General features: G+C 68.2%; 1 protein-coding gene. It reads left to right on the forward strand.

From position 1 onward, the window contains the following. On the forward strand, window positions 1–1,458 hold a 1,458-nt coding region (locus J7E68_RS17430), incomplete at both ends, for a transketolase (protein ID WP_215174726.1).

Genomic DNA, 1,458 nt, shown 5'->3' on the forward strand with positions numbered 1-1,458 from the left:
GCGGGCACCAGCCCGTTCCACCACTTCGTCTACGTGGTCGCCGGCGATGGCGACCGGCAGGAGGGTGTCACCAGCGAGGCATCCTCGCTCGCCGGCCACCAGGAGCTCGGCAACCTCATCGCGATCTACGACTCGAACCAGATCTCGATCGAGGACGACACGAACGTCGCCTTCACCGAAGATGTCGCGAAGCGCTACGAAGCGTACGGCTGGCAGGTGCAGACCGTCGACTGGAAGAAGACGGGCGAATACGTCGAGGACGTCGCCGAGCTGAACTCCGCGATCGAGGCAGCCCAGGGCGAGACCTCCAAGCCCTCTCTCATCATCCTGAAGACGATCATCGGCTGGCCGTCGCCCGGCAAGCAGAACTCGGGCAAGATCCACGGTTCGGCCCTCGGCGGAGACGAACTCGCCGCCACGAAGAAGGTCCTCGGCTTCGATGCCGACGAGCACTTCGCGGTCGCCGACGACGTGCTCGCCCGCACCCGCGGTCTCGCGGAACGTGCGGCCGCGACCCGCGCCGAATGGCAGAAGTCGTACGATGCCTGGGCCGCCGCCAACCCCGAGCGCAAGGCTCTGCTCGAGCGCCTCGAGGCCAAGGCGCTGCCTGAGGACATCACCTCCGCCCTCCCGGTCTTCGAGAGCGGCAAGGATGTCTCGACCCGCGCGGCTTCCGGTCAGGTCATCAACGCACTCGCCGCCGAGCTCCCCGAGCTCTGGGGCGGTTCGGCGGACCTCGCCGAGTCGAACCTCACGACGATCAAGGACTCGAAGTCCTTCATCCCGGCCGAGTGGTCCACCCACGAATGGTCGGGCGACCCCTACGGCCGCGTGCTGCACTTCGGCATCCGCGAGCACGCCATGGGCGCGATCATCAACGGCATCGTGCTGCACGGCCCGACCCGCGCGTTCGGCGGTACGTTCCTGATCTTCAGCGACTACATGCGCCCGCCGGTGCGTCTGGCCGCACTGATGAACGTCCCCAGCATCTTCGTCTGGACGCACGACTCCGTCGCCCTCGGCGAGGACGGCCCGACTCACCAGCCGATCGAGCAGATCGCGACGCTGCGTGCCATCCCGAACTTCACCCTGGTGCGTCCGGCCGACGCCAACGAGACCTCTGCCGCCTGGCTCGAGATCCTCCGCCGCCACGAGGGACCCGCCGGCATCGCCCTGACCCGTCAGAACATCCCGGTGTTCGAGCGAGGCGAGGGTGCGGCCGACGGTGACGTCTTCGCGTCGACCGACGGCGTCTCGAAGGGCGCATACGTGCTCGCCGAGGCTCCGAACGGCACGCCGGACGTGATCATCGTCGCGACCGGTTCCGAGGTCCAGCTCGCGGTCAACGCTCGCGCGGCCCTGGCCGAAGAAGGCGTCAACGTGCGCGTCGTCTCCGCTCCGTCGCTCGAGTGGTTCGACGAGCAGGACGAGGCGTACCGCGAGTCGGTGCTCCCCCGC

The sequence above is a fragment of the Microbacterium sp. ISL-103 genome (genome assembly GCF_018613995.1).
Lineage (GTDB): Bacteria > Actinomycetota > Actinomycetes > Actinomycetales > Microbacteriaceae > Microbacterium.